Source organism: uncultured Propionibacterium sp. (assembly GCF_963539965.1).
Lineage (GTDB): Bacteria > Actinomycetota > Actinomycetes > Propionibacteriales > Propionibacteriaceae > Propionibacterium.
Genome location: NZ_CAUTOU010000025.1, coordinates 1 through 22,060 on the forward strand (window position 1 = coordinate 1; position 22,060 = coordinate 22,060).

Here is a 22,060-nt window from a genome sequence, read left to right on the forward strand (position 1 = left end):
GTGTTGTGTTCTTGTCTTGCTCCCCGCCGTTTGGGGGCCGGTGGGGGGGGGGGGCCCCCCCCCGCGCCCCCCCCCCCCCCCCGATTCCTGACGTACGAGGTGGAGGTGGAGTCACTCGTGTCGTTCCTGTACGTCACCGGCGGAAGCAGGTGCGGGCAGACGGTTGAAGGTGCTGCGCAAGAATCTCACGGAGCATCTCCCATGGTTGCGCCGGGGGCCGGCAGGGTGATCATTCCTGCGGATGCCCACGTGCGGACATGGCGATCGCGGGATGTCCAGGTGACTGCTTTCTCCGACTGGGCGAGGGACTCCTCGCCAGTGCTGTCACCGGCTGATTGCGGTTGTGTGGCGGAACTCGACCTGGGCGGTCTTGTGCATGACGGGGGACCGGTCATTGCACATGACTCCTCGGGTACGGTCAGGATTCAGGGACCCGCAAGCGGTACGAGTGCCGTCTTCTGGGCTCGACATGAGGGTGAGATCCTCGTCAGCGATCGGCAGGAGGCGCTGTACCGCCGGATCCGGCCCGTGGTGAACCGGGATGAGCTGGTCGTCCGGCTGACCGAGGCCCAGATGGATTACCCGTTCTCGGAGGGCGTCATCTGGGACGGGGTCAACATGGTGCATCCGGGGAATTGGTTGAGGATCACGACCGCCGGGGATGTCGACGAGGTCTCGTGGTGGCGCACTCCTGATCCGGATGATGCTGTCGAGTCCCTGTCCCCCGTGCTGCATGACACGCTGCTGGAAACGGTGAGTTCGGCAGCGTCATCGTCAGACGTGCTGAGCATGGATCTGTCGGGGGGCCTGGATTCCACGACCCTCGTCTACACGGCCCGCCAGTGCTCCGCGGACATCAACACCCTGTTCTTCAAGACGGCCGACGCCTCGAACTCCGACTGCATCTGGTCGGATCGAGCGGCTCGGGACGTGGGGAGCAGGCACAGGGTTTATGACTATGCCTCGATGACGGTCGAGGAGAACTGGGACAGACTTACGGGGGATCTCTTCGCGCGGATGCCCGAGGGGCCGAGTGATGATGCCCGCCATCTTGCTCTCGTCGATGAGATGGTTCGACTGTACAGGGGCTCCGGGACGGTGACGCATGTCAATGGACACGGTGGGGACGAGCTTTTCGCCGCGATGCCTGCGATGGCGTGGTCCATGGCGCACTCGCACGTTCGGCGCGGTCTGCGTGATGTCTTCTCGTGGGGGCAGATGAACAAGTTTGGGCGCGGTGCCGTCGTGCGGCACGTCATGCGGCATGAGGGACCTGAATCGGACCTGCTGCGAATCGCGCGCGGGGCCGCTGCGGGATCCTCTGACATGTTCGTCGAGGGTGCCCGCTGGGTTCCGGCGATGAGACTTCCCGGATATCTGACTGCTGAGGCCCGGGAAAGGTTTTCGGAGCGGACGCTGCAACATGCGGGTCGAGCCGACCTGATGCTCCACCCGGACCGCACCTCGCATCAGGTCAGGGGCGCCACGCTTCATCACGGCGCATTGATCCGGCGCACTGGCCAGATGGTGCCCGCCGATTCCGGGGTGAGGTTCGCCAGTCCGTACTTGGATGATCGTGTGACTGCGATCGCCATGCGTTTGAGGATCGCGGACAGATTCCGCGCCGGCTTGATCAAGCCCCTGCTGGCCGCGGCCCGTCCGGAGAACATGCCCGTGGATTATTTTCAGCGACGCGACAAGGGCGAGTACTCGTTCGAGAAATTTGTGGCGTTCAGCTCGTCCCGGACCAGGATCCGGGGACTGCTCTCCGAGGGATCGGTCCTGGCGGACATGGGGCTGATCGATTTGGACACGTTGAATCGGGAGTTGTCCGCCTACTCGCCCGATGGCATGGGCTATGAGGATCTGCTGAGGGTGGAGATGGTGGAGCGCTGGCTCAGGTCCTTCTCCGCCGGGCACTGATTCGGTTCCCCCGGGAACACGAGGAGCTGGAATGAGCCTTCTGAACAAGAATGTCACCATCACGTCCACCACCGAGGGGGTGGTGCTCCTGGACACCGTCCGAGGGGTCTACTGGCATGTCAACGACACGGCGGTGCGCGTCATCGAGGCGCTCGAACGGGGAAGACGTCTTGAGGCGGTGGGGGCTGACATCGCGAGGGACACCGGTGCCGACCCGGACCAGGTCCTGCGTGACTGCGCACGTCTGCTGGCGGACCTGCGCAGGGCGCATCTGATAAGGAGGTCCGGGTGAGCGCTCCGCTGATGCCCCAGGCCCGTCGCGAGGCTGCGCCGCGCATGAGGCTGGCCGCTCGGGCGGCGGCCGCCGCGGCCCGGCCGATCTGCCTGCTGCCGCCGACCGTGATCTCGATGATCCTCGGATTCGTGTGCCGCGGCACCTCTCCCGCCGGGGCGGATGAGGTGTCCGACTGGCGCAACGCCGTGAACGTCGTGAACAGGAGGTGCGCGGGGAAGGGATGCCTCCAACGATCCGTGGCGGTGATGCTGCTCGGTGGATTGGTGAGAAGAACCCCGGTGTGGTGCACTGGATTCCAGATGGCGCCGTTTCTCGCTCATGCCTGGGTGGAGGTCGATGGCGTCCCCGTCGACGAGCCCGAGCAGGTGGCCGGGTACTACAAGGCGATCGAGGTCAGGCCGCGGTGGAGGGGCCGCGATGATTGACGCTCACGATCTCGTCAAGGAGTACTCGGGCCGTCGGGTCGTCGATGGCGTCGGGTTCATGGCCCCGAACGGCTGCGTGACCGGGTTGGTGGGCCCGAATGGGGCGGGCAAGACCACGACCCTGCGCATGCTCGTCGGGTTGACCAGGCCGACCTCGGGGGAGGCCCTTGTGTCGGGGCGCAGGTATCGTGATCTGGGCCCGTACCCCCTGCGCCAGGTCGGTACGCTCCTCGACGGCATCGTCCCCGACGGGGAGCGCCGTGCTGTCGATCAGCTCAGGTGGGTGGCCCGGAGCAATCGGATTCCCAGCACGCGGATCGGTGAGGTCCTTGATCTCGTCGGCCTGTCGGGAGACGCCAGGAGGCGGGTCAAGGGTTATTCACTGGGGATGAAACAACGTTTGGGAATGGCCACCGCCCTGTTGGGCGATCCGCAGACCCTGATCCTCGACGAACCCTTCAACGGGCTCGACCCCGATGGTATCCGGTGGTTGCGCGCCCTGGTTCGCGGCCATGCCGACCGCGGCGGTGTCGTGCTGGTGTCCAGTCATCTCATGAGAGAACTCGAGAGCATGACGGATCGAGTCGTCATCCTCTCCCGTGGCCGCGTCATCGCCGACGGCGCGCTCGATCGGGTCAGCGCGGGCTGTGCGAGCCTGGAGGAGGCGTACTTCCGCCTTCTGAACAAGACCGAAGGGATCTGATCCCGTGGTCGCCCCCGCATTGTCTTCGCATCGGGAGGAGGCGCCCACCGGGGAGAGCCCGCTCGTGGCATGGCGCGCCGCCGTCGCGATGGAGGCGATCAAGATACTGACCCTGCGCTCCTGGTGGATCGGCCTCATCGTTGTCTCGGCCCTGAACGTCTACTTCGCCTACAACGGCGTGATCCTCGCCCGGGAGGCGCTGCCCACGTTCCACGACGGCATGGTCCTGGACGACCTGGGGGCGTCGGTGCCGCTGGACCGTTATGTGGACGACATGATTCTCTCGGCCCCCTACCAGAGCATGGCCGTCTTCTTCCCCCTGCTGCTGATCCTGGCCTGCGGTCAGGACTACCGGTCTGGTCGGGGCCAATTCCAGCTGATGACCCTGGCGGTTCCCTCGCGGATTCGCCTGGCGACTGCCAGGATCGCGTTCGCGCTCGTGGCGACGGTCGGCTCGACGATCGTCGTCTTCCTGCTCTCCGACGCCGTTCTGTGGTTCATGCTGCCTGCCCCGGTCCGTGCAGTCGTCATTTCCGTGGCAGGGGCCCTCGTATGCCTGCGCATCATGCTGGTCGCATGCGTCATGGCGGTGACGGCACTCGCCGCCACCATGCTGACGCGCAGCACCTTCGGGGGGGCGATGTTCATCGTGGCGCAGGCCGTCGTCTCCGTGTCCGGTCTCCTCAGGATCATCGGCCAGGGCGCGAACAACGCCCTCCCCATGGTCGCCGCCAAGACGTTCCTGTTCGGCTATCAGCGGGAGGCGGGGGAGCCCGGCGCTGCGGCGGGGATGATGATTCTCGCGGTCTGGCTCGGCGTATCGGTACTGGCCGTGATGATCCACGACACCCGACGGGAGACCGTATGAGTACTCCGCCGGAGCGCGTCAGCAGTTCTGCATGGGTCCGGTCCGTGTTCTTCTCCCAGACGACCAGAGTGCTCACCCTCCCCCGCACGAGGGCACTCGGCGCCATTGCCCTCCTGGTCGGTGTCGTTCCGGCCTCCTTGGGCGGGATGACGATATCGACCGGCGGGGAGCAGCCGCACAGGCTCCCGGGGACCCTCGGACTCGTCGGGCTCGTCGCCCTCGGCTGTCTGGGGGGGTGTCTGGCCGGTGCGATGGACCGGGGCGGGGACGCCGCCGTCTCCCTTCTCGCCGTTCCCCGCCGGGGGGTCCTGGCCGGGGCGCGCATTGCGTCGCTCATCATGACGGTGGCGCCCCCGGCCCTGGCCATCGGGGGCGTGGACCGGTTGATCCGTTCGTGGACCGACCCGGGGGCCGGTCACTCGCCTGCGCCGCCGGCGTGGGCCCTGCTGACGGGATATCTCTTCGCGGTCGTGGCCTTCGCATTGGTGGGGATGGCCCTGTCGGTCATCCTGTCGAACGCGGTGCTGGCGGTCAGCATTCTGTCTCTGGTCCCCGTCCTCCTGCTGCCCCGGGTGGGCCGGTGGTGCCCTCTACTGGTACGGCTGCTCCCTTATTCCGCATGCGGTGCCGCTCTCACCGGGCCCGGACGGGTCACGGCCGTTCTCGAGCTGGCGGGCTGGGCGGTCGTTGCGGCTGCGTTCTACACGATTCGTCTCCTGCACGGAAATGGATAGGAAATGGATAGGGGGTGGGGCGCCATGACAGATCCTGATCGGCCGGCCGGAATCGATCATGAACCGGTCGGGTTGAGCGGCGTGTGGCCCTATGTCAAACCACTCGGGAGGTCGCTCGCGGGCGCCCTGGTCCTGGGGATACTCGGCTCCCTGGCGAGTGCGGCCCAGCCGTTGATGGTGTCGCAGGTCATCGACGGCTACGGGCGCCGCTCGCTGAGGCTCCCCCTGACGGTCCTGATCGCTCTGCTCGTCCTGTCGGCGCTGCTCACATCCGTGCAGCAACTCATCCTCGAGCGCAGTGGCGAACAGTTCTCGTTCGCACTGCGATCCCGGGTGATCGATCGTCTGCTCAATCTCCCGATCGCGGTCGTCGACGCGAATCGGCGAGGAGACCTCGTCGCACGAGTCACCACTGATGTCGCTGTTTCGCGAGACGTCATCAGCCAGGGTGTCATCGAGCTCTGCTCCCAGTCGGTCACCGTCCTGGCCGCAGTGGCGATGATGGCTCTCATCGATCCCGTGCTGCTGCTCGTCGTCATCGCCGTGGCGGTCGTCCTGGCGGTCGTCAGTCTGCTCCTGGGCAGACGGTCCCGTCCGGCCGCCTACGAGCAGCAGCGGCGTCTGGGGCGCTTGACTGCCCGGATCGATCGGTCCTTGGCCGCGATCCGTACGATTCGTGCCACGTGCGCCACCGCGGATGAGGTCGAGCACGCCGTCTCCGATGCGCGGAGCACTCGTGATGCCGGGTTGCGGATCGCCTGGCTCAAGGCGATGGTGAGTTCCTTCGTGGGAGTCGCGGTGCAGATCGTGCTCCTCGGGGTGATCGGCGTCGGCGGACTGCGCGTGGCATCCGGCAGGATGAGCGTCGGGCAGCTGAGCGCATTCGTGATGTACGTGATGCTCATCGTCGCGCCGATGATGATGCTCGCCACGATCACGACGTCCCTCAACCGGGCACTCGGATCGTTCGATCGCGTCAAGTCCGTTCTCGACATGCCTCCGGAGGGGCGCCGAGAGACCGTGCCGCCTCCCGCGGACGACGCGGGCGCGGACGCCTGCGGCAGCGTCGTCAGTTTTGACCACGTCGGCTTCTCCTACCCGAACTCCCCGGCAGGCCCCGTGGTACTGGATGACGTCACATTTGATGTTGGTACGGGAATGACCGCCTTCGTCGGGCCGAGCGGCGCGGGGAAGACGACCGTGTTCGGCCTCGTCGAGCAGTTCTACGATCCGACTCGCGGTCGTATTCTCTTCGACGGACGGGATGCGGCGTCATGCAGCAGGGACGCCATCCGGAGCCGGATCGCCTATGTGGAGCAGGACGCCCCCGCGCTCTCGGGCACGATCAGGGACAATCTGCTGCTGGGGCGCCGTGGCGCGACCGACGAGGAGTGCATCCGGGTGCTCGCGGACTGCAACCTGATCCCCCCGGGCCTGCCGTCGGAGGAATTCCTCGATCAGGAGATCGGGGAGAACGGCGTCCTGCTCAGCGGCGGGGAGCGGCAGCGTCTGGCCATTGCTCGCGCTCTCCTGTCCGACGCCCCCATCCTCATGCTCGACGAGGCGACCTCCAATCTCGACAGCGGGAACGAGGCCGCTCTGCAGGACGTCGTCGTCCGCGCGCGGGCGCGCCGTGCCGTGATCGTCATCGCCCACCGGTTGTCCACCGTCCTCGACGCCGACCGGATCGTCGTCATGGACAACGGTCGTGTGGTCGACTCGGGGACCCACCCCGAACTCATGGAGAACTGCGCCCTGTACGCCGAGCTGGTCCGACTGCAGCACATCGGCGGGGACCCGAGCCGGTCCGGGGAATGAGGTCTCACCCGGCCTGCCACGACCGCCGGATCAGCCCGGCGCCGGGCCCGTGCTCCGCCGCTCGGTGAGCTCGGGGACGAGGACCTGCTCCCCGGCCACGAAGCGCTGACGGGCCAGTCCTGCCGCGCGCTCGCGCGCGATGCGGGCCATGAGCTTGGTGTCCTGGCGGATGGTGGTCAGCGGGACGACGGTCGTGCGCGCGATGCGCGCGTCGTCGAAACCGATGACCGAGACGTCTCCGGGCACGCGCACCCCCCTGCGGACGAGCATGTTGAGCACCCCGGTGGCCGCGCGGTCGTTGAAGGCGGCGATCGCCGTCGGGCGCTCGCCCTCGTCGAGAAGCCGGCGGGTGGCGCGGATGCCCTCCTCCTCGGTGTTCCCGCCGGGCACCACGCGGACCCGCCCGGCCAGCCCGTGCGCGGCCATCGTGTCCCGGTAGGCGCGGCGCCTGCTCGCGGCCCCGGGGTGCTGGCCGCCGTCCACATAGGCGATCGCCCGGTGCCCGAGACCGACGAGGTGCTCGACGGCCAGGCGCTGCCCGTCGCGGTCGTCCGTGCGCACCACGTCGATCCCCGCGGCCCGGACCCGGCGGGCCACGAGGACCAGGGGCACCTCCTCCCGGATCCGGCGCAATCGCGCCACGGGCAGCATCGAGCCGATGAGGATGATCGCCTCGCACCGCTGGCGTAGGAGCGGCTCGATCGCCTGTCCCACGTCGCGCCCGGTCCCGACTGCGCCGAGGACGAGATCGAAGCCGTCCCCCTCGGCCTCGTACAGGCCCTCGACGAGATCGGCGTGGAAGGGCTCGGAGACGTAATAGACGACGCCGATGAGGTCCGAGGTGGTCCGCCTCAGGCTCCGGGCGCGCTGGTCCGGCCGGTAACCGATCCTGGCGGCCGCGTCCGCGACGCGCTTCCGGGTGGCGTCCGAGGCCCCCGGCGCCCCGCGCATGACGATCGAGGCGAGCGAGGTGGAGCACCCCGCGGCCTCGGCGAGTTCGACGAGCGTCGGGCTCTGCCTGCCGTGCTCACCGCGTCGTGCCATCGTGTCCCTCCCGCCCCCACCGGCGCCCCGTGTCTGCGGCAAGCCTAGAGCACCCTCCCGGAGAGCCCATGGAGTTCCGTATTCAACTAGAACGTGCCAAGATGGATTGTCGCATTTCGTGAACGAATAATGGATTTGGCTAGGTATGTTGTGTGATGTGCGAAAGAGGTTCTTCCATCTGATTATTAGAACGTGCTAGCTTAACGTCCAGCACCGGGCAGACACGAACGAAGGAGTTCATGTGATCACCTCACCCATCCGTCCCGCGCTCGTCGGTCCGGGCCGCATCGGCACCCGTCACGCCCGCGCGATCGTCCGGGAAGCGCCCGGGGCCGAGCTCGCAGCCGTCGTCGATCCCCGTACCGACGCCGTCACCGCCCCGGCCGGCGAACTCGGTGTCACCCTCCAGGTCGGCTTCGGCGCACTGGCCGTCGCCCGTGCGGTCATCGTCTCCGTCCAGGAGAACCGTTCCGTCACCATCGAGGAGGTCCTGCGGTGAGCACCCTGACCCTGGCCGCATGCGCCGAGATGATCCACACCGATCTCCCGTTCGTCGAGCGGGTCGAGAAGATCGCCGCGCGCGGGCTCCAAGTCGAGATCTGGGACTGGACCGCCAAGGACTTGAAGGCCCTCGCCGCCACCGGCGCCGCCTTCTCCTCGATGACCGGATACATCAGCGGGAACCTCACCGACGACGACGCCATCGGTGAATTCCTCGACTCGGCCCGACGCTCGGTGGAGGCCGCCGAGGTCATCGACAGCCCCCGCCTCAACGTCCACGGCACCGGACTCGACGGCGAGGGCCATCCGGTCCGTCCCGTCCAGGTGGTCACACCGGACATGTGGCTCAGGGCGCGCGACACCCTGGCCCGGCTCGCCGAGATAGGCCGCCAGGCCGGGCGCGTGTTCACCCTGGAGAACCTCAACCTCCCCGTGGACCACGCCGGCACGCCCTTCGCCCTGGCCAGGGACACCCGCGCGCTCGTCAGGGCCGTGGACTCGCCCCACCTCCGGATGAACCTCGACCTCTACCACTGCCAGATCGGCGAGGGGAACCTCATCGAGACCTGCCGCGAGTCCCTGCCCTGGATCGGGGAGATCCAGGTGGCCGACGTCCCCGGGCGCTGCCAGCCCGGCACCGGCGAGATCAACTACGCGGGGGTGGCCCGCGGCCTGCACCGGATGGGCTACGACGGCGTCGTCGCCATGGAGGCCTTCGCCTCCGGCGACTCCGGTGCGGCCCTCGACGACTTCGTCGCGGCGTTCTCGGCGGAGGCCAGGACATGAGCGGCCGGGCCCCGACGGCGCCCGTGCCCGCCGAGGAGCAGAGGCGCAGGGTCGACCGGCGCCTGCTCGTGATCCGTTCGATCGCCACCCTCGGCGGCCTGCTCTTCGGCTACGACACCGGTGTCATCTCCGGCGCGCTGCCCTTCCTGCGCGAGCCCCGGGCCGACGGCGGACTCGCCCTGTCGACCTTCGACGAATCCCTCGTCACGACGGCCCTGACCCTCGGCGCGGTGATCGGCGGGCGGCTGTCCGACCGCTTCGGCCGCAGGAGGAACATCATGACGGTGGCCGTCATCTTCCTCATCGGGGCGCTCGGCTGCGCCCTGTCGCCGTCGAGGGACGTGCTCGTCGCCTTCCGCTTCATCCTCGGCCTCGGGGTGGGCGGCGCGTCCGCCACGGTGCCGGTCTACCTGTCCGAGATGTCCCCCGTGGCCATCCGCGGGACGATGGTCTCGCGCAACGAGCTCATGATCGTCACCGGCCAGCTCGCCGCCTACACGTGCAATGCGGTCATCGCGACCCTCTGGCCGCAGGCCCACGCGTGGCGGTGGATGCTCGTCATCGCGACGATCCCCGCCATCGGACTGTGGATCGGCATCCACCTGCTCCCCGAGTCGCCGCGCTGGCTCGCCACGAAGGATCGCGTCAAGCGGATGTGGGACGTGCTCGACCAGGTGCGCATGACCGATGACGTCGAGGACGAGGGCCGGGACATCATCCGCCGCGTCGAGGAGGAGCGCGCCGTCGGGCGGGGGAGCCGGGCAGATCTGCGCATCCCCTGGGTCCGCAAGATCACGCTCATCGGCATCGGGCTGGCCTTCCTCTCCCAGCTCACCGGCGTCAACGGCATCATGTACTACGCGCCGACGATCCTCATCTCCACCGGGCTCGGCACGCAGGCCTCCCTCGTAGCGACGATCGCCAACGGCGTGGTCTCGGTCGCCTCGGTGTACGTCGGCATCACGTTCTTCCTCGACAGGCTGCCGCGCCGCCGGATGATCATCACCGGCGACGGGCTGCGTGGCCTCGCTCACCGCCCTCGGCCTGGCCTTCCTCCTGCCGGAGACGACCGTGCGCAGCTGCCTGGTGCTGTTCTTCATGCTGTGCTTCCTGTTCTTCATGCAGTGCTTCATCGGCGTGACCTTCTGGCTCATGCTCGCGGAGATCTTCCCCATGCGGGTGCGCGGCATCGCGAACGGCATCGCCGTGTTCTGCAACTGGATCGGCAACGTCATCGTCTCCTTCGCCTTCCCCAATCTCATCGCGGCGGTGCAGGGCAATGTGTTCTTCGTCTTCGCGGCGGTGAACGTCGGTTCGCTCATCTACTACTGGCGGCTCCTGCCGGAGACCTTCGGCCACTCGCTGGAGTCGCTGGAACGGCACTTCGAGGAGGTCTACTCGTAAGTCCTCCCTCGCCGGCGGGCCCGGCCCCCTCGCCGTTCGAATCCCGAGGGGCGGCGAACCGGGGCGGCCGACCGGGTGTCCCGGGCGGAGTCCCGCCGCTCGGGCCGCGGCCCCGGCGGTGCGGCGGGCCCGGCGCCTCCCCCGAAGTTGACACCGGCCGTCCCCCGCAGTGGGTGGTGCCGGGGTCCCGCGGGGCGGGATGCTGACTGCCAGCGGTCCGGCGGGACTGCTGGACCCGATGCGTACGCATCCGGTGCATCGCCGGCTGGGCCGGGCGGCGCGGCACCCAGGGGGGGATCCACGTGGCTAAGATCTACACAACCCCCACGGTCACCACCATCGGCACCTTCCGGGGCAGCACCCGGGGAGTCTGGTTCGGGAAGTGCCGCGACGTCTTCGGCGGTCACGCGTTCATCTGCATCGGCTGACCGGCCCATGGCTCCTGGGCGCCGTCCCGGCCTCGAGGACGGCGCCCAGGAGCCGGCCTCATGGATGATCGCACGATGACTGTCGTTCTCCTGCCCGACGAGGACATCGGTGGGGCATCGGTCGACGCACTCGCCAAGACATTCGGCCCCCCGCTGGCGCATCACCGCACCGGCAGGCCGTGGATACTCGGGGACACCGGCCACGAACCCTGCCGCTTCTTCGAGTCCGCGCAGACGGTGACCGCTGTGATCGGCCCGCACCGCACGGAGCACTGCGCAGCGCCGCCCGCCATCGAGACGGTGATCCCCGGAGCGCCATGGGTCTTCGTCTCGGAGCCCGGCGGCATGAGGGCGCGCGGCGATCTCTCGGCGGCCCGTCGCGTCCACTGGACCCGGTGGCGCGGCACGGTGCTCGTGTCGGACCGCGCGGATCGTCTGGCGGGACTCGCCGGCAGGCCCCTCGACCCGGGGCGCGTCGCCCTGGCGCTGTGCGCCTCCGTGCCGAGCTGGCCGCTCGGGCTTTCCAGCTTCTGGTCGGGCGTCCACACGACGCGGCCGGACGAATGCTTGACGGTCTCCGGCGGCGGCGTGACGCTCGCCCGCTGGTGGCGCGCCCCGGAGCAGAACCTGTCCCTCGAGGACACGGCCGGTCGCCTGAGGACCGCTCTGGAGGACTCGGTCCGCGCGCGTGCCGATGGCGCGGACCATCTGTCCTGCGACATCTCGGGCGGGCTGGACTCGATGTCCCTCGCCTATCTCCTGCATTCCCTGGCACTGCCCTTCTCGGCGTTCAGCTCGTTCTCCGCTGACTCCGGGAACGCCGACATGGCATGGGCCCGGCGGGCACTGGCCGATCTTGCGGGCGTGGACCATTCCGCCCTCGTCTCCTTCAGCGAGACCTCTTCGGCCTTCGCCGCCTGCACCCGGGCCGCCGGTCGGCAGTCGGACTGCGACGAGCCCCTGGCCTGGCGGTCGAACTACGCGTACGTCGACGAGCTCGCCCGGCGCCTGGGCCAGTCGTACGCGTCCCCGGTCCACTTCAACGGGCTCGGCGGCGATGAGCTGTTCACCTTCCTCCCCGGTTCGCTGCATGCCGCCTGGCGTGCGGGGCTGAAGGGCCGCAGACGGCTGGCGGCCCGCGCACGATCGATGCAGCGGTGGGGGCGGCGCCAGACTCGTGAGGCGCTGTCGGAGTCCAGCGGGCTCGGCGCGCAGCTGCACCGGCAGGCGGAGGCGCTGGCATCGCCGGCCGGCGCCCAGGATCCCACCGCCGTGTGCGGGTGGGCGCCCCCGATCCGCGTCCCCCGCCTGGTCAGCGAGAAGGCCCGGCGGCTGATCCGATCCGGCCTCCAGGACGTGCCGGAGGACGTGGAACCCTATGCGGCGACGCACGGCCATCACCAGGTGGTGGAGGGCCTCCTCTTCCAAGGCGCGGTGAGGCGAAGCGTCAACCAGCTGTTCGGCAGGGCCATGCGCTGGGAGTCGCCGTTCGTGGACGACTCGGTGCTGACGGAACGGCTCAGGATGGTCGACGGGACCGCCGGCCCCGAGGGGGTCGGCAAGCCCCTCCTCTCCGCCGCGCTGCACGACGTCGTTCCGCACGACTTCTTCAGCCGCCGCGACAAGGGCGAGTACTCGAACGACCTCTATTCGGAGTTCGGGCGGCGCCGGGAGCGGGTCCGTGAGTTCTTCTCCGAGTCCGCCCTCGCCGACCTGGGCCTGATCGACGCCGATGGGATCCGCGCCCTGATCGACCGCGGAATCCAGCAGAACACCGATCTGTTCGACCTTGAAAGGATCACCGAAGTTGAACGATGGACGCGATCAGTCATGTGAGGGGCGCGCCTACGTCCTGCGGCGGGGATGCGCCCTATCGGCCGCCGCGGGGAGCGGGGCGGTCGTGTTCGCACCGACCGGCGGCGAGTACCTGATGCTGAACGAGGTGGCGGCGGACGTGGTCCGGTTCCTCTCCGATCCGCACCCGCACCGCGACGTCGTCCGCATGCTCGTCGAGACGTACGACGTGCCGGCCGGCACGGCCGGCGACGATGCCGCGGTGCTGCTGGCGGAGCTCGTCGAGAAGAAGGTCATCGAGGTGCGCGCACGATGAGCATGACGATGATGTTCGAGGAGGCGGGGTCTGAGCGCAGACGCGGCCCGCTCGCCCTGGTGTGCGTCGCCCTGGCGAAGCTCCTCAGCCTTCTTCGGCCCGACAGGCTCCGCGCCGTGCTCCGGCTCCTCTCCCGCGGCGCCAGGCCGTCCACCTTCGACGAGGCACGGAGGTCTCGTGCCGAAATCTGCCGTGCGAGCACCGCGGCGGCTGGCATGCAGTGCCTCGTCCGCTCGATCGCCGTGTTCGTCCTCTGCCGGCTGCGCGGCCACGTCCCGACCTGGTGCACGGGCTTCCGCGTGGACCCCTTCGCCGCGCATGCCTGGGTGGAGGTCGACGGCGCTCCCGTGGACGAGATGCCCGAGGTCGCCTCGTACACGCGGGTGGTCGTGGTCGAACCCCGGGGGGACGGAGCCGGACGATGAGCTGCGCGGGGCCGCTCGCAGGGGAACTGCGGAAGTCGTCGAGCCTTTCCGGCCTGCGCCGGACGATCTGGATCGGCGCCCTCGGCGTGCTGGTCGTGACGTCGTTCGCGGTCATCCAGACGGCGCGGTTCACCGCGCTCGGCCGGGCCGGGGAGACCGGCGGGACACGGGTCGGCGACTGGCCGATGTTTGTACTGAACATGGGTCAGGTCGTGCCCGTCCTGATCGGCGCGTGGGTGTTCGGCCAGGACGACGGCACCGGCCCGCGGCGCCTGGCCCTCCTGGCGGTCCCCGGCCGGCGCACGCTGGCGGCGGCGAAGACGACGACGGTCGTGCTCCTGTGCGCCGCGGCGGCGGTCCTGTGCGCGTGCGCAGCGGTCCTGCCCCTCCTCCTCGCCGGTGGGGGAGGACCCCCGGGCGCGTCGGACCCGCCCAGCCCCGACCGGTTCTGCTGGCTGGCGGCCTACTGGGTTCTCATCGGGGTCGTCTCGGCGTCCGTGACCGCGGCGGCGCGGAGCATGGTCGCAGCGATCGTCCCCGTACTCGCCTGGACCCTCGGCGTCTCCAGCCTCTTGACGCAGCGGATCCACGTGCTCGGCGGCGCCCTCGACCAGGTCTTCAGGAGCGCCTACCTCGACGGGACGACGCCGACCGTCGTGAAGCTGGTCTCGGCCGCCCTCCAGGTTGTCGTCATCGTGTCGGTGTGCCTGGCCGTCTACGTCCGCCGCGACGCGGACTGAGGCGGGAAACGTGTCCTCCCAGCCCGTTCAGCTCGTTCGTATTGAGAAAGGCAGACAATGATCGTCGTAGACGGAGTGACCAAGAGGCATCGGGACGTCGTATCGGTCGATGACGTGAGCTTCACCGCGGAGGCGGGAATGGTGACGGGGCTGCTCGGGCCGAATGGCGCCGGGAAGTCGTCGCTGATGCGGATCATGTGCGACCTCGACCGGGCCGATTCCGGCTCCGTGACCGTGGCCGGGCGCCGCTACCGGGACCATGCCGTGCCGATGCGGGTCGTCGGCGCGCAGTTCGAGGGCTCCGGCGCGCATCCGTCGAGAACCGCGCTCGACCAGCTGCGCTGGGTGGCGCGCACCAACGGCCTCCCGCCGGCCCGGGTGAAACAGGTCCTGGAGATGGTGGACCTCCAGCCGGGCACGTGGAGGCGCCGGGTCCGGTCGTTCTCCCTCGGGATGCAGCAGCGGCTGGGGATCGCCACAGCCCTGATCGGCGACCCGCAGGTCCTCATCTTCGACGAGCCCGCGAACGGCTTGGACCCGGTCGGCATCCAGTGGCTGCGCGGCCTTCTGACGGGGCTCGCCCGGGACGGGCGCACGGTGCTGCTCAGCTCGCACCTCATGGGCGAGACCGAGATGATCGCCGACCGCGTCGTGCTCATGGACCGGGGCCGGCTGATCGGGCAGGGGACCACCGAGGACATGGCCCGGGAGCACGGCTCGCTCGAAGCGGCGTTCTTCGCCCGTCTCGAATCCTCCCGCCGGCAGGGCACCGACCAAGGCCCGGGTGATCGAACATGAGTTTCAGACGGATCCTGGCCGGCGAGACCGTCAAGGCGCTGACGCTCCGCCCGCTCCGGCTCACGGTCGTCGTGGGGGCGCTGCTCTTCGTGGCCTACGCGCTGGCCGATGCGCCCGGGTCCACGAAGGCGCTCCTGGCCAACTCGAGCGCCCTCGCCGAGGGCGTGACGGCGGCCACGACGGGCCTGAGCAATCTTCTGCTCTTCGCCCCTGTCCCCATCCTGATCGGCGTCTTCATCGTCTCGAGCGAGTACACGGGCGGCCAGCTCGCCATCTCCGTTCTCGCCGTCCCGGCGCGGGGGAGGCTCCTGGCCGCGAAGCTGATCATCGCTGCGCTGGTGAACGCCGTCCTGGCCGTCGGCCACGACGTCATCGTCGTCGTGGCCTACCAGATCGGCCTGGGTCCGCAGTCCGTGCTGCGGTCGTCCGATGCGTTCGGGGCGTATGCGGGGCGCCTCGGCCTTGCCGTCGTCTACTGGGTCCTGCTCGGGGTCGTCTCCTCGGGCGTCGCGGTCATCCTGCGCTCCCAGGCCGTCGCGCTCGCGCTCATGGTGCTGCTCGCCTTCGCCGGCATGGCGTTGCTGCTCATCAGCCCGATGTTCCAGTACCTGCCGACCGTGATCGGCATGCAGATGTTCAACCCCGAGCAGGCGCTCGGACTGCCGAACCGGCCGTCGCTGGGGACCGGGGCGTCCACCCTGGTCCTCGCGGCGTGGGCCCTTGCCGCAACCCTTGCGGCGGGACTCCTCCTGCGCCTTCGCGACGTCGGGGGAGGGCAGGTGAGCGTTGAATGACCGGCGGGCCCGGCGCGCTCGGCGCCTTCCAGCAATATCTCCTGCAGCGCGTGGGCGAGCAAGTCGTGCTGGGCGCGCGCCGGCGGCTCATCCGGCGGATGCTCCGCCTCCCCATGGCCGAGTACGATCATCGGCGCCCCGCCGACCTGGTCCCCCGGCTCACCAGCGACGCCACGATGCTGAGGGTCGCGCTGGCGCAGGGGCTGGTCGCCGCGCTGGGGGCTCCGTCCCCTTCGCCGGCGCCCTGATCGCGATGGCCCTCATCGACCCCGTGCTCCTGGGGGTCACGCTCGGCGTCGTGGCGCTGACCCTCCTCGTCGTCTTCGGCCTCGGCACGAGGGTCCGGCGTGCGAGCACCCGCGTCCAGGCGGCCGTCGGTCTGCTCGCCTCGGCCGCCGAGCGCACCCTGAACACCGTCCGGACGGTGCGCGCGGCGAATGCGACGTGCCGCGAGGAGGAGACGATTCTCGGGCACGCGGCTCGCGCCAGGACGGCGGGCCTGCAGTCGGCGAGGGTCGCGGCGGTGATGTCGCCGGTGTCCGGGATCGCGACCCCGGGCGCGGGCGAGGCGGAGTGCCTGTCGGTCCTCGGAACGGTCAATCTCATGGGGCTCGTCGGGCGCGACGAGAGGGGGCTTGACGCGGAAGTCGGCCCGAACGGGATCACCCTGTCGGGCGGGGAGCGCCAGGAGCTGGCCGAGCACCAGCTGCTCGCGTGAGCCCCGTGCGGACGCCGGCTACGCGAGGGCGTGCTCGTAGGCGTAGATGACCAGTTGCGCGCGGTCCCGGCTCCCGGTCTTGGCGAGCAGCCGGCTCACGTAGGTCTTGACGGTCGCCGGCGAGAGCCGGAGCGCGCCGGCTATCTCCTCGTTGGAGAGGCCCCGCCCGACGAGGGCGGCCAGCTCCGCCTCTCTCGGCGTGAGCGGCGGCACCAGGTGGGGCCGGGCCGGGCCGGGGGCCGACGCATGGTCCGCCAGCGCGCGTTTGATGAGGTGACCGATGAGATGGGGCGAGATGAGCGAGTCCCCTGCGCTCGCCGCCCGTATCGCGTCGAGCATCTCGGTCGTGCGGCACGTCTTCGAGAGGAAGCCCGAGGCCCCCGCCCTGAGCGCGGCCATCAGATTGTCCTCGACGTCGAAGGTCGTCAGGACCACGACACGCGTATTCCCGGTGGCCCGGCAGATCCGGGCGGTCGCGCTTATGCCGTCGAGGCGGGGCATCTGGATGTCCATCAGGACGACGTCCGGCCGGCGGCTCCGGGCCAGTTCCACACCGGTGAACCCGTCCGGTGCCGTACCCGTGCAGGCCATGTCCGGCTGGGCGTTGACAAGGGCTTCGAATGCCGAGCGGATGAGGTCGTCGTCCTCGACGACCACTACGGAGATCTTCGGGCCCGTCAATGCCGGCTCCGCTCGGCGGTGAGCGGCAGCTCGACGCAGAGCCGGGTACCGCCCGTCCGGGAGGGCCCGAGCCGGAGCGCGCCGCCCAGCTCGCTCACGCGTTCCGACATGCCCGCGAGGCCGAGGCCCCTCCCCGTCCACGGCCCCGGTGCCCCGGATCCGGCGTCCTCGACCACGAGTTCGACGAGCCCGCCGTCGGCGCGGCGCGATATCCGCACGTCCGCGCATCTCGAAGCCGTGTGCTTCGCGACGTTGGTGAGCGCCTCCTCCAGCGCCCGGCACAGCGTGTCCTCGACCTGCGGGCTCGCAGCGGCCGGCAGGTCCAGCTCCGTCGTGCAGGTCACCCCGGCCCTGCCGGCCGACGCGATCACGTCATCCACCCTCTTCCGGAGGGGCGCGGGCGGGGTGGCGTCCGGGCAGGTGGAACGGAGGGACACGAGCATGGTGCGGATCTCGTCCGCGGCGTCCTTGCTCTGCTCCTCGATGGCGAGCAGGGTCTTCCGGAGGTTCTCGGACCGGGGCCCGGCCGCGGCCGCGACTCCGGCCTGCACGCCGATGGAGACGAGTGTCCGGGACGTGACGTCGTGCAGGTCGCGTGCGATCCGCAGCCGCTCGCCCCGGGTCCTCTCGTCCGCTCGCGCCTGGGCCGCCCGTGCGGACGACTCCCGCACCGCCGCGGAGTTCGCCCCGATGGCGACGCCGGCGACGATGCTCAGCAGGGACAGGAGAACCCGCGGCCCGTCGTCCGGGTCCTCCGCCTGGGAGCCGCCGATGAACAGGGCGAGCAGCATGCTCGCGGCGGTGAGGAGCGCCACCAGGGTCTTCCCGCCGCGCGGGGGCCGGGTCGCGACGTAGGCCGCCATGGCCCATCCGGTCGCGATCATGGGCTCGTCGGACGCGCCGAGCGAGACCTTCGCGAGGGTCAGGGCGAGGACGGTCACGATCACCGCCCGCGGGTACCGGGACCTGACGAGGAGCACACCGGAGATGACCCCGCTCAGCAGCAGGTCGGTTCGCAGGCCGCCTGCGGCGGGGGAGGCGAACTGCGGGCTCAGGGCGAAGTAGAGGACGGCGGAGACGGCATCGATCCAGACCGGCCCGCGGAGCCCTCGACGGGGGAGCGGCGTGCGGCCGGTGCCCGGACCACCGCCCCCGTGCGGGGCCCCCATCCCGCCGGCAGAAGGACGCCATCCGTTCATGCCGTTCATGTCCGCGGGGACCTCCTCCACTGCCGCGGCGGGTCACTTCATTGTTATAGTCCTCCGGCACCGCGGCGTCCAGCCTGTCCGGCCCCGCCTGCGCTCCCGGGCGCCCGCGTCTTGAACTTGAAGCAGTGGGGCGGCCCGGTCCGTTCTCCGCGGGCCCGTGCCGCATCCCGGGCGGCGGGGGCTCCGATCATCAGGGCCCCGACCCGGACCCTGCCCATGGTGCTCACGGTCGGGGTGACAGGATTTGAACCTGCGACCTCTTCGTCCCGAACGAAGCGCGCTACCAAACTGCGCCACACCCCGCGGCTGCGGCCAGCGGTCAGTCTAGCCCACGGTGCCGCCGGAGGACGAATCGGGGACGGTCACCGGCGCCCTCACTCGGCGGCCACGAGCCGCAGCAGCGTCGCCGAGGGCCTGCAGAACAGGCGATAGGGGGCGAACGGCGAGGTGCCCATGCCGTTGCTGACGTGCAGCCAGCCCTCGTGCCCCTCGTGCTCCCAGCGGTGCAGCCCCCTGGCCCGCCCGGGGTCGATGTCGCAGTTGGTGATGATGGCCCGGCCGTTCGGCAGGCAGACCTGGCCGCCGTGGGTGTGCCCGGCCAGGACGAGGCCGATGCCGTCGTCGACCATCGCGTCGAGCACGCGCCGGTACGGGGCGTGGGTGACGCCCATCGTCAACTCGACGCCGGGGTCGAGGGGGCCGGCCACCTGCTCGTAGCGGTCGAAGCCGATGTGCGGGTCGTCCGTGCCGCGCAGAGCGATGGTGCGCCCGGCCACCTGCAGGCGGGCCGAGGCGTTGTTGAGGTCGGTCCAGCCCAGGCCCTCCAGTCGTTCGCGCAGGTGCCCGGTGGGCAGGGCGACGCGGGGATGGTCGTCCGTGTCGGCCGTGGTGCGCCACAGGTAGGCGGCCGGGTTGCGCCAGAGCGGGGCCTCGTAATCGTTCGAGCCGAGGACGAAGACGCCGGGCAGACCCCTGAGGGGCGTGAGCGCCTCGGCGAGCGGGGCGATGGCCCGCCCCTGGGTGATGTGGTCGCCGGTGCTGACGACCAGGTCGGGTCTCTCGTCGGCCAGGCGGCGCAGGAAGGCCATCTTGTCGCGCTGGCGGGCCTGCAGGTGGATGTCGGAGATGTGCAGCACGCGGATCGGGGCCGAGCCCGGTGCGAGCACCGGGACGTCGACGTGGTGCGTGCGGAAGGCGTGGGCCTCGGCGGCGGCGCCGATCATGCAGGCGCCGAACGCGGCCGTACCGCCCAGGGCGGCGCCGATCACTCGGGCGGGGGCGGGCATCGCGGATCACCTCCCGGTGTAGAGACCGGACTGCGTGGAGCTCTTGGGCGTGTAGCCCGCGAAGCTCGACGGGTTGGTGATGTTGGCGATCTCGGCCGTCATCATGGACTTCCAGATGCTGCCCGACTCGGTGGTCGAGTTGCCCGACAGATAGCTGCCGTTGGCCAGGCGCAGGCCGGTCAGGGTCTTGGACCGGCCCTCCCAGTAGTCGTCGCCGGAGTCGACGGAGATCATCGCGACGCCCTCCAGATCGGGGGTGTAGGCGTTGAACCACACGGCCGACTCGGTCTCGGTCGAGCCGGCGGTACCGGTCTTGCCGGCCTGGTCGTAATCGCCCGAGAGGCGCTGGGCGTAGCCGGTGCCGCCGGATTGGAGCACCGACTTGAGCACCGAGTTCACACCGTCGGCGGTGTTCTGGTCGATCACCTGCTGGCAGTTGGCGCTCGGCACGGCCATGTCGGTGCCGTCCTCGGTCCTGATGGACGACAGGATGATCGGATCGCAGTGCACGCCGCGGTTGGCGAAGGTGGCGTAGGCCTCGGCCATCGACAGGGGCGTCACATTGAGGGCGCCGAGGGTGAACGAGGCGACGTCCCCGTAGTCCTCGAGGGTGCTGCCGTCGTTGCTGGCCAATTTCATGCCGACCTTCTCGGCCATCTGCACCGAGGCGCAGATGCCGGCGTCGCGCTCCAGCGCCACGAAGTAGTTGTTGACCGAGTAGGCCATGGCGGTGTTGAGGTTCATCGAGCCCGTCTTCCACGAGTTCGAGACACTCCAGGAGTTGGTCAGCGAGAAGTCGCCGCTGCAGCCCCTGAAAGTGGTGCCCGCCCAGTCCTTGCTGGAGGGCGCGTTGTAGATCGTCTGGTTCGGGATGAAGCCCTCGTCGATGGCCGCGGCCGCGACGAAGGCCTTGAAGGTCGAGCCCGCCTGATAGCCCTCGGCGCCGCCCATCGACTGGTCGACGGCGTAGTTGTAGTAGGTCTGGCCGGCGTCGGTGTCGTTGCCCATTGCCGGGCGGGACTGGGCCATGGCCTTGATCAGACCGGTCTTCGGGTCCATCATGACGGCCACCGAGACGGCCGGGTCCGTGGCCGAGACCAGATTGCTGATGGCGTTCTGAGCCGCGTCCTGCGTCGCGGGGCTGATGACCGTCTGGATCGTCAGGCCGTCGCGGTAGAGGGCGCGCTGGCGCTCGTCGGCGGTGGAGCCCAGATCGCTCATCTGGTCGGACAGGAGCACGTTCTCGACGTACTGGCAGATGAAGGGGTAGGGGGAGGCGGTGCAGCCGCTGGAGTCATCGGTGACCTTGCTCACGTCGAAGCCGGTGGCCTTGGCCGCGTCGACCTCCTCCTGGGTGAGCTGGCCGGCGCCCTCGAACCAGACGCCCTCCTGGTCCCACTTGAGCATCTGGTCGAGCACGACGTTGCGGCGGTCGATGCCGGCCTGGGTGTTGTTCACCGGATCGGTGTCGCTGGGGCTCTGGACGAGGCCGGCCAGCATGGCCGACTGCTCCAGGTCGAGCTCGGAGGCGTTGATGCCGAAGTAGTGCTGGGCCGCTGCCTGGACGCCATAGGCGCCGTCGCCGTAGTAGGCGATGTTGAGGTAGCGCTCGAGAATCTGGTCCTTGGCGGCCTCGAGAGAGCCGAGTTGATCGCTGAGCTGCTCCTCGAGGGCCACGGCGTAGCGCATCTCGAGGATCTTGCGGCTGAGGGTGGCCTCCTGGGCGGCGGCCTCGGCCTCGGCGTCGTTGTTGTCCTGGGCCAGCTGGATGCGCACCTGCTTGATGTACTGCTGGGTGAGGGTCGAGCCGCCACCGCTGATGTCACCGCCGACGACGTTCCCGGCGAAGGCGCGGATCACGCCCTGCAGGTCGATGGCCCCGTGGGAGTAGAAGCGGTGGTCCTCGATGGCCAGCTGCGCCTTCTGCATGAGCGGGGAGATCTGGTCGAGCGAGACGTACTCGCGGTTCTGGTCGTAGAACTCGGCGAGCGTCGAGCCGTCGGCGAGCAGCACCTTGGAGCCCTCGGCCTGCTGGGGCACGGTGAGATCGGCGGGAACGTTCCGCAGGTTGGCCGCCATCGTCTTCGTGCCTGCGGACGCAGCGCCCGCGAAGGGCATCCACATGCCCGCCACGACGACGCCGCACAGGACGCTGACGAGCAAGAACATCAGCATCGAGTTGAGCCGGGTGCTCGACTGTCGATCACTCATGGGCCCAAGCCTAACCGCCCCGTCTATCAGGGAGCGCCCGGCCACGGGACGGTACCGGGGTCGACGTGCTCGACCGCCGGGTCGGGCGCAGGTCCGTTCCCGCACCCTTGGGGTAGCTTGGACGGTGTCCTCACCGGGCGCCCCCGTGCGGAGGCCGGGG

At 69.7% G+C, this 22,060-nt stretch carries 24 protein-coding genes, 1 tRNA gene and 1 pseudogene; 20 read left to right on the plus strand and 6 right to left on the minus strand.

Going from position 1 to position 22,060, the window contains the following annotated elements:
• Positions 1-345 precede the first annotated feature (345 nt).
• The 7 genes from R2N01_RS05915 to R2N01_RS05945 are packed head-to-tail and all read left to right on the plus strand — an operon-like array spanning position 346 to position 6,766.
• Positions 346-1,923: an asparagine synthase-related protein gene (locus tag R2N01_RS05915; protein WP_316669429.1), complete on the plus strand. Its 1,578-nt coding sequence runs from the start codon at positions 346-348 to the stop codon at positions 1,921-1,923.
• Between the two features lie 31 nt (positions 1,924-1,954).
• Entirely contained in the window at positions 1,955-2,215 is a 261-nt protein-coding gene (locus R2N01_RS05920; RefSeq protein WP_316669431.1) for a PqqD family peptide modification chaperone, read from the plus strand.
• Positions 2,212-2,643, plus strand: a complete 432-nt coding sequence (locus R2N01_RS05925; RefSeq protein ID WP_316669433.1) for a lasso peptide biosynthesis B2 protein — start codon at positions 2,212-2,214, stop codon at positions 2,641-2,643. Before R2N01_RS05920 ends, R2N01_RS05925 begins: the two co-directional genes overlap by 4 nt.
• Positions 2,636-3,346 (plus strand): ATP-binding cassette domain-containing protein, encoded by a 711-nt coding sequence (locus R2N01_RS05930; protein WP_316669436.1) that lies wholly within the window; start codon positions 2,636-2,638, stop codon positions 3,344-3,346. Before R2N01_RS05925 ends, R2N01_RS05930 begins: the two co-directional genes overlap by 8 nt.
• Before the next feature lie 4 nt (positions 3,347-3,350).
• Entirely contained in the window at positions 3,351-4,214 is an 864-nt protein-coding gene (locus R2N01_RS05935) for a hypothetical protein (RefSeq protein WP_316669438.1), read from the plus strand.
• Complete coding sequence (locus R2N01_RS05940; RefSeq protein WP_316669440.1) at positions 4,211-4,948, plus strand: hypothetical protein; 738 nt, start codon at positions 4,211-4,213, stop codon at positions 4,946-4,948. The genes R2N01_RS05935 and R2N01_RS05940 overlap by 4 nt, the downstream gene beginning before the upstream one ends.
• A gap of 24 nt (positions 4,949-4,972) precedes the next feature.
• Positions 4,973-6,766 carry an ABC transporter ATP-binding protein gene (locus tag R2N01_RS05945; protein WP_316669442.1) on the plus strand — a complete coding sequence of 598 codons (1,794 nt, stop codon included), beginning with the start codon at positions 4,973-4,975 and terminating at the stop codon, positions 6,764-6,766.
• 30 nt (positions 6,767-6,796) lie between these two features.
• On the opposite strand, the gene R2N01_RS05950 is transcribed toward R2N01_RS05945, so the two are convergent.
• On the minus strand, positions 6,797-7,810 hold the full coding sequence (locus R2N01_RS05950) for a LacI family DNA-binding transcriptional regulator (RefSeq protein ID WP_316669444.1): 1,014 nt from the start codon (positions 7,808-7,810) through the stop codon (positions 6,797-6,799).
• A gap of 241 nt (positions 7,811-8,051) precedes the next feature.
• Here R2N01_RS05950 and R2N01_RS05955 point away from each other — a divergent pair, with 241 nt between their 5' ends.
• The 13 genes and pseudogenes from R2N01_RS05955 (at position 8,052) to R2N01_RS06010 (ending at position 16,514) form a co-directional block, all read left to right on the plus strand.
• Positions 8,052-8,309, plus strand: coding sequence for a Gfo/Idh/MocA family oxidoreductase (locus R2N01_RS05955; protein WP_316669446.1), 258 nt, complete (start codon positions 8,052-8,054; stop codon positions 8,307-8,309).
• The gene (locus R2N01_RS05960) at positions 8,306-9,097 is read left to right on the plus strand and encodes a TIM barrel protein (RefSeq protein WP_316669447.1); all 792 of its coding nucleotides are present in this window, start codon (positions 8,306-8,308) and stop codon (positions 9,095-9,097) included. Before R2N01_RS05955 ends, R2N01_RS05960 begins: the two co-directional genes overlap by 4 nt.
• Positions 9,094-10,053, plus strand: a pseudogene (locus tag R2N01_RS11455) (MFS transporter); the annotation flags it as partial. The gene R2N01_RS05960 and the pseudogene R2N01_RS11455, both read left to right, overlap by 4 nt.
• A gap of 115 nt (positions 10,054-10,168) precedes the next feature.
• Entirely contained in the window at positions 10,169-10,501 is a 333-nt protein-coding gene (locus R2N01_RS11460; RefSeq protein ID WP_399553245.1) for an MFS transporter, read from the plus strand.
• 302 nt (positions 10,502-10,803) lie between these two features.
• Entirely contained in the window at positions 10,804-10,929 is a 126-nt protein-coding gene (locus R2N01_RS05970; protein ID WP_316669452.1) for a putative RiPP precursor, read from the plus strand.
• Between the two features lie 75 nt (positions 10,930-11,004).
• Entirely contained in the window at positions 11,005-12,765 is a 1,761-nt protein-coding gene (locus R2N01_RS05975; RefSeq protein WP_316669454.1) for an asparagine synthase-related protein, read from the plus strand.
• 64 nt (positions 12,766-12,829) lie between these two features.
• Entirely contained in the window at positions 12,830-13,039 is a 210-nt protein-coding gene (locus R2N01_RS05980; RefSeq protein WP_316669456.1) for a PqqD family protein, read from the plus strand.
• On the plus strand, positions 13,036-13,464 hold the full coding sequence (locus R2N01_RS05985) for a lasso peptide biosynthesis B2 protein (protein WP_316669458.1): 429 nt from the start codon (positions 13,036-13,038) through the stop codon (positions 13,462-13,464). Before R2N01_RS05980 ends, R2N01_RS05985 begins: the two co-directional genes overlap by 4 nt.
• Positions 13,461-14,204: a hypothetical protein gene (locus tag R2N01_RS05990; RefSeq protein ID WP_316669460.1), complete on the plus strand. Its 744-nt coding sequence runs from the start codon at positions 13,461-13,463 to the stop codon at positions 14,202-14,204. Before R2N01_RS05985 ends, R2N01_RS05990 begins: the two co-directional genes overlap by 4 nt.
• A 57-nt stretch (positions 14,205-14,261) precedes the next feature.
• Entirely contained in the window at positions 14,262-15,002 is a 741-nt protein-coding gene (locus tag R2N01_RS05995; protein ID WP_316669462.1) for an ATP-binding cassette domain-containing protein, read from the plus strand.
• Positions 14,999-15,796: a hypothetical protein gene (locus tag R2N01_RS06000; RefSeq protein ID WP_316669465.1), complete on the plus strand. Its 798-nt coding sequence runs from the start codon at positions 14,999-15,001 to the stop codon at positions 15,794-15,796. The genes R2N01_RS05995 and R2N01_RS06000 overlap by 4 nt, the downstream gene beginning before the upstream one ends.
• Positions 15,793-16,044, plus strand: a complete 252-nt coding sequence (locus tag R2N01_RS06005) for an ABC transporter transmembrane domain-containing protein (RefSeq protein WP_316669467.1) — start codon at positions 15,793-15,795, stop codon at positions 16,042-16,044. Before R2N01_RS06000 ends, R2N01_RS06005 begins: the two co-directional genes overlap by 4 nt.
• Before the next feature lie 5 nt (positions 16,045-16,049).
• A complete protein-coding gene (locus R2N01_RS06010; protein ID WP_316669470.1) occupies positions 16,050-16,514 on the plus strand; it encodes an ABC transporter transmembrane domain-containing protein in 465 nt (154 codons plus the stop codon).
• An 18-nt stretch (positions 16,515-16,532) separates the two neighbouring features.
• Here the strand turns inward: R2N01_RS06010 and R2N01_RS06015 are convergent, their stop codons facing one another.
• The 5 genes from R2N01_RS06015 to R2N01_RS06035 all read right to left on the minus strand — a co-directional run bounded on the left by R2N01_RS06015 (position 16,533) and on the right by R2N01_RS06035 (position 21,900).
• Positions 16,533-17,195, minus strand: a complete 663-nt coding sequence (locus R2N01_RS06015) for a response regulator transcription factor (protein WP_316669471.1) — start codon at positions 17,193-17,195, stop codon at positions 16,533-16,535.
• Positions 17,192-18,403, minus strand: coding sequence for a histidine kinase (locus R2N01_RS06020; RefSeq protein ID WP_316669473.1), 1,212 nt, complete (start codon positions 18,401-18,403; stop codon positions 17,192-17,194). The genes R2N01_RS06015 and R2N01_RS06020 overlap by 4 nt, the downstream gene beginning before the upstream one ends.
• A gap of 229 nt (positions 18,404-18,632) precedes the next feature.
• A tRNA-Pro gene (locus R2N01_RS06025) sits at positions 18,633-18,706 on the minus strand.
• 71 nt (positions 18,707-18,777) lie between these two features.
• On the minus strand, positions 18,778-19,689 hold the full coding sequence (locus R2N01_RS06030) for a metallophosphoesterase (protein WP_316669476.1): 912 nt from the start codon (positions 19,687-19,689) through the stop codon (positions 18,778-18,780).
• Between the two features lie 6 nt (positions 19,690-19,695).
• On the minus strand, positions 19,696-21,900 hold the full coding sequence (locus R2N01_RS06035; RefSeq protein WP_316669478.1) for a transglycosylase domain-containing protein: 2,205 nt from the start codon (positions 21,898-21,900) through the stop codon (positions 19,696-19,698).
• Positions 21,901-22,060: the final 160 nt, after the last annotated feature.

Excerpts from the sequence above, each read along its gene's own strand:
- R2N01_RS05920 (WP_316669431.1), top strand. The coding sequence starts at position 1,955 with ATGAGCCTTCTGAACAAGAATGTCACCATCACGTCCACCACCGAGGGG.
- R2N01_RS05930 (WP_316669436.1), top strand. The coding sequence starts at position 2,636 with ATGATTGACGCTCACGATCTCGTCAAGGAGTACTCGGGCCGTCGGGTC.
- R2N01_RS05940 (WP_316669440.1), top strand. The coding sequence starts at position 4,211 with ATGAGTACTCCGCCGGAGCGCGTCAGCAGTTCTGCATGGGTCCGGTCC.
- R2N01_RS05945 (WP_316669442.1), top strand. The coding sequence starts at position 4,973 with ATGACAGATCCTGATCGGCCGGCCGGAATCGATCATGAACCGGTCGGG.
- R2N01_RS05950 (WP_316669444.1), bottom strand. The coding sequence starts at position 7,810 with ATGGCACGACGCGGTGAGCACGGCAGGCAGAGCCCGACGCTCGTCGAA.
- R2N01_RS05975 (WP_316669454.1), top strand. The coding sequence starts at position 11,005 with ATGACTGTCGTTCTCCTGCCCGACGAGGACATCGGTGGGGCATCGGTC.
- R2N01_RS05985 (WP_316669458.1), top strand. The coding sequence starts at position 13,036 with ATGAGCATGACGATGATGTTCGAGGAGGCGGGGTCTGAGCGCAGACGC.
- R2N01_RS05990 (WP_316669460.1), top strand. The coding sequence starts at position 13,461 with ATGAGCTGCGCGGGGCCGCTCGCAGGGGAACTGCGGAAGTCGTCGAGC.
- R2N01_RS05995 (WP_316669462.1), top strand. The coding sequence starts at position 14,262 with ATGATCGTCGTAGACGGAGTGACCAAGAGGCATCGGGACGTCGTATCG.
- R2N01_RS06000 (WP_316669465.1), top strand. The coding sequence starts at position 14,999 with ATGAGTTTCAGACGGATCCTGGCCGGCGAGACCGTCAAGGCGCTGACG.
- R2N01_RS06005 (WP_316669467.1), top strand. The coding sequence starts at position 15,793 with ATGACCGGCGGGCCCGGCGCGCTCGGCGCCTTCCAGCAATATCTCCTG.
- R2N01_RS06010 (WP_316669470.1), top strand. The coding sequence starts at position 16,050 with ATGGCCCTCATCGACCCCGTGCTCCTGGGGGTCACGCTCGGCGTCGTG.
- R2N01_RS06020 (WP_316669473.1), bottom strand. The coding sequence starts at position 18,403 with ATGAACGGCATGAACGGATGGCGTCCTTCTGCCGGCGGGATGGGGGCC.
- R2N01_RS06030 (WP_316669476.1), bottom strand. The coding sequence starts at position 19,689 with ATGCCCGCCCCCGCCCGAGTGATCGGCGCCGCCCTGGGCGGTACGGCC.
- R2N01_RS06035 (WP_316669478.1), bottom strand. The coding sequence starts at position 21,900 with ATGAGTGATCGACAGTCGAGCACCCGGCTCAACTCGATGCTGATGTTC.